Below are 4,795 nucleotides of genomic sequence, written 5' to 3' on the forward strand. Positions count from 1 at the left end.
GACCGGGGGCGACGCCGCCAGCTCCGGACGAGAACCGGAAACCTGGTCGAAACATTAAGACCGTCGATGTCCCGGGTCAAGACGGAATGCTTCCGGAAATCGGTGGCGTGAGCTGGGGGGCAGCGCTGGGTCTGGGGCCGAAACTTTCGGCGGTCGACGGACGGGTCGCCGCAGGGGTGGATATGCGGGCTCGATGGTGCCGGCGTTCCGCCCCTCCCGGGCCCTTCTCTGCGGCGCGGGCGGGACGAACTGCCGCTCGCCGCCTGTGAGGCGCCGTTCGCCGCACCGGGTCGACCGCTCCCGGCGACTGTGCCGTCGCTCAGGTCGCGGCCCGGAGCAGCGAGAACTACAGTCGGCAGGAGCGCATCCGATCGATCGCCACGCATGTGATGGTGAGGAGCGAGCCGATGACGATCCCTGCCGGCGTCGAGGTCACGGGCCCGATGCACCCCCGGTACGACGAGATCCTCACCCCGGAGGCGTTGGCGTTCCTCGCCGAACTCCACCGTGCGTTCGACCCGCGTCGCCGGGACCTGCTCGACCTCCGGCGGCAGCGTGCGGCCGAGCTGGCCGACGGTGGGCTGCTCGACTTTCTGCCCGAGACCCGGGAGATCCGCGAGACCGACTGGCGGGTCGCCGAGCCGGCACCGGGACTCGTCGACCGCCGCGTCGAGATCACCGGCCCCACCGACGCGAAGATGACCATCAACGCGCTCAACTCCGGGGCGAAGGTATGGCTGGCCGACCACGAGGACGCCAACACCCCGCTCTGGGAGAACGTCATCTCCGGTCAGCTCAACCTGCGCGACGCCATCGACGGCAAGCTCGCCTTCACGTCCGCCGAGGGCAAGCAGTACGCGTTGCACGACGGCGAACTGGCCACCATCGTCGTACGCCCACGCGGCTGGCACCTCACCGAGAAACACATCCTGGTCGACGGCGAGCGCACGTCCGGCAGCCTGGTCGACTTCGGGCTCTACTTCTTCCACTGCGCCCGCCGGCAGCTCGACCGTGGCGCCGGGCCCTACTTCTACCTGCCCAAGATGGAGAGCCACCTCGAGGCGCGGCTGTGGAACGACGTCTTCCTGGCCGCCCAGGAACGGCTCGGCATCCCGCGCGGCACCATCCGGGCCACCGTGCTGATCGAGACCTTCCCGGCCGCGTTCGAGATGGACGAGATCCTCTACGAGCTGCGCGAGCACTCCGCCGGGCTGAACGCCGGCCGGTGGGACTACATGTTCAGCGTGATCAAGAAGTTCCGCACCCGGGGCGCCGACTTCCTGCTGCCGGACCGGAACGCGGTGACGATGACCGTGCCGTTCATGCGCGCGTACACCGAACTGCTGGTGCGGACCTGCCACCGGCGCGGCGCCCACGCCATCGGCGGCATGGCCGCGTTCATCCCCAGCCGGCGCGACCCGCAGGTCAACGAGACCGCCCTGGCGAAGGTCCGCGACGACAAGACCCGTGAGGCCGGCGACGGCTTCGACGGCTCCTGGGTGGCCCACCCCGACCTGGTGCCGATCTGCCGGGAGGTGTTCGACGCGGTGCTCGGCGACCGGCCGAACCAGCTCGACCGCACCCGCGACGACGTCCGCGTCACCGCCGCCGACCTGCTCTCCGTGCACGCCACCCCGGGCCCGCACAGCGAGACCGGTCTGCGCAACGCGGTCAGCGTCGGCGTGCAGTACCTGGCCAGCTGGCTGCGCGGCGCCGGCGCGGTGGCCATCTTCAACCTCATGGAGGACGCCGCGACGGCGGAGATCTCCCGCAGCCAGGTGTGGCAGTGGCTGCACAACGACGTCACCCTCGACGACACCGGCGCCCGGGTCACCCGGGAACTGGTCGAGCGGATCGCCGACGAGGAGATCGCCAAGCTCCCCGGCGACCCGGACGACTACGCCGCCGCCCGGGCGCTGTTCATGGAGGTCGCCGTCGCCGACGACTTCGCCGACTTCCTCACCGTGCCCGCGTACGAACGGATGCCCTGACCGACGACCGACCGACGCGCGGAGGTGGGCGATGAGCACAGCCGGAACGGACCTCGACGCTCTCACCACCACCCTGCGGGGCGCCATCGGCGCGGACCGGGTGATCAGCGACCGGCAACAGCTGCGCACCTACGAGTGCGACGGGCTGGCCCAGTACAAGGTGGTCCCGGCCCTCGTCGCGCTCCCCGCCGACGCCGCGCAGTGCGCCGCCGTGGTCCGTGCCTGCGTCGCCGCCGGCAGGCCGTTCGTGGCCCGCGGCTCCGGCACCGGGCTCTCCGGAGGCGCGCTGCCGCACGCCGACGGCGTCCTCGTCGTCACCTCGCAGATGCGGGAGATCCTGGAGGTCGCCCCGTCCGACGAGCGGGCCGTCGTGCAGCCCGGCGTGATCAACCTGGCGGTCACCCGGGCCGCCGCCCCGCACGGCTGGTACTACGCGCCCGACCCGTCCAGCCAGCAGATCTGCTCCATCGGCGGCAACGTGGCGGAGAACTCCGGCGGCGCCCACTGCCTGAAGTACGGCTTCACCACCAACCACGTCACCGGCGTCGAGCTGGTCACCCCCGACGGCGACCGGGTACGCCTCGGCGGCCGCGCCCCCGACGCCCCCGGCTACGACCTGCTCGGCGCGTTCGTCGGCTCCGAGGGCACCCTCGGCATCGCCACCGAGGTGACCGTGCGGCTGACCCGGCTGCCCGAGTCGGTACGCACCCTGCTGGCCGCCTTCGACGGCACCGACCAGGCTGGCGCGGCCACCTCGGCGATCATCGCCGCGGGGGTGGTGCCGGCGGCGGTGGAGATGATGGACGCGCTCGCCATCTCCGCCGCCGAGGAGGCCGTGCACTGCGGCTACCCGGCCGGCGCCGGCGCGGTGCTCATCGTCGAGCTGGACGGCCCCGAACCGGAGGTGGCCGCCCAGTTCGACCAGGTCGTGCGGCTCTGCCGCGACAACCGGGCGTTCGAGATCCGGATCGCCGCCGACGACGCCGAGCGGGCGTTGTTCTGGAAGGGCCGCAAGTCCGCGTTCGCCGCCGTCGGGCGGATCAGCCCCGACTACATCGTCCAGGACGGGGTGATCCCGCGTACCGCCCTGCCCGAGGTGCTGCGCCGCATCGGTGAACTCTCCGCCGAACGCGGCATCCGGGTCGCCAACGTGTTCCACGCCGGGGACGGCAACCTGCACCCGCTCGTCCTCTTCGACGCGGCCGTCGACGGGCAGACCGAACGCGCCGAGGAGGTCTCCGGAGCCATCCTGGACCTCTGCGTCAGCCACGGAGGGTCGATCACCGGCGAGCACGGCGTCGGCATGGACAAGGCGAAGTACATGCCGCGCATGTTCACCGACGACGACCTGGACACCATGCAGCTGCTGCGCTGCGCGTTCGACCCGGCCGGTCTCGCGAACCCCGGCAAGGTGTTCCCGACGCCCCGGCTCTGCGGCGAGGTCCCCGGTCGGCGCAAGGGGGTCCACCCCGCGCAGGAGGCCGGTCTGGCGGAGGCGTTCTGATGGCCACCGACGGGGTCCTCGACAAGCTTCGCGCCGCCGCCGAGGAGGTCCGGCCGGCCGGCGAGCACGACGTGATCGCCGGGGTGCCCGCGCGCTACGTCGCCACACCCCGCGACACCGCCGGTGCGGCGGCCGTGCTGCGGACGGCCGCCGGCCTCGACCTCGCGGTGACGGTTCGTGGCGCCGGCACGAGGCAGTCGTGGGGGAGCCCGCCCCGGCGGCTCGACCTGATCCTCGACACCACCGCGCTCGCCGGGGTGGTCGAGCACGCCGCCGGTGACCTGATCACCGTGGTCCGGGCCGGCACCCGCCTCGACGAGCTGGCCGCCACCCTGGCCGCCGCCCGCCAGCAGCTCGCCCTCGACGCGCCCCTGCCCGGCGGCACGGTCGGCGGGGCGGTCGCGACCAACGCCAGCGGCCCCCGCCGGATGCTCTACGGCACCGTGCGCGACCTGATCATCGGGGTCACGCTGGTCCGCGCGGACGGGGTGGTCGCGCACGCCGGAGGCAAGGTGGTCAAGAACGTCGCCGGCTACGACCTCGCGAAGCTGGTCACCGGCGCGTACGGCACCCTCGGGCTGATCACCGAGTGCGCGTTCCGGCTGCACCCGCTGCCAACCGCGGTCGCGTACGTCACCCGCCGGACCGACGACCCGGCCGAGGCGGGTCGGCTCGCCGGCACGGTACGCGCCGCGCAGCTCGTGCCCACCGCGCTGGAGGTGGACGTGCCGGTCGGCGGGGGAGCGGCGGTGACGGTGCTGCTGGAGGGCACCGCGGCCGGGGTGGCCGCCCGCGCGGAGGCGACCCGCCGGCTGCTCGGCGTCGACGCCACCGCCTCCGACGAGCCGCCGGACGGCTGGGGCCGGTACCCGTGGCGGGAGGGGGACACCGGGCTGAAGCTCACCGCCGCGCTGTCCCGCGTACCGCGCCTGCTGGCCGACGCCCGCGCGGCGGCCGACCGGGCCGGTCTGCCGCTCGCGCTGCGCGGCTCGGCCGGCGTCGGGGTGCTCTACGCCGGCCTGCCCGGCACGGCCGAGCCGGAGCGGGTCGCCAACCTGGTCGACGCGCTGCGGACGGCGAGCGCCACCGGCGGCGGGCACGCCGTGGTGCTCACCGCGCCCCGGGCCGTGCGGGACCGCGTCGACCTGTGGGGGCCGGTCGACGCCCTGGCGCTGATGCGTCGGGTCAAGCAGCGCTTCGACCCCGACGCCCGGCTCGCCCCCGGCCGATTCGTGGGAGGGATCTGAGATGTCCGTTCCCCAACAGCCCGACCCCCGCGACCTGACGGGCACCGGTCGGC

General features: G+C 73.6%; 3 protein-coding genes. All 3 read left to right on the forward strand.

Translation table 11 applies throughout. From position 1 onward, the window contains the following. The first annotated feature begins 407 nt into the window (after positions 1–407). The 3 genes from aceB to DKT68_RS18210 are packed head-to-tail and all read left to right on the forward strand — an operon-like array spanning position 408 to position 4,742. Positions 408–1,991, forward strand: coding sequence for a malate synthase A (aceB, locus tag DKT68_RS18200; RefSeq protein WP_109818610.1), 1,584 nt, complete (start codon positions 408–410; stop codon positions 1,989–1,991). A 31-nt stretch (positions 1,992–2,022) separates the two neighbouring features. Continuing rightward, positions 2,023–3,495, forward strand: a complete 1,473-nt coding sequence (locus DKT68_RS18205) for an FAD-linked oxidase C-terminal domain-containing protein (protein ID WP_109818611.1) — start codon at positions 2,023–2,025, stop codon at positions 3,493–3,495. Continuing rightward, complete coding sequence (locus DKT68_RS18210; protein WP_109818612.1) at positions 3,495–4,742, forward strand: FAD-binding oxidoreductase; 1,248 nt, start codon at positions 3,495–3,497, stop codon at positions 4,740–4,742. The genes DKT68_RS18205 and DKT68_RS18210 overlap by 1 nt, the downstream gene beginning before the upstream one ends. The last annotated feature ends 53 nt before the right edge of the window (positions 4,743–4,795 follow it).

This window comes from Micromonospora acroterricola, assembly GCF_003172955.1.
Lineage (GTDB): Bacteria > Actinomycetota > Actinomycetes > Mycobacteriales > Micromonosporaceae > Micromonospora > Micromonospora acroterricola.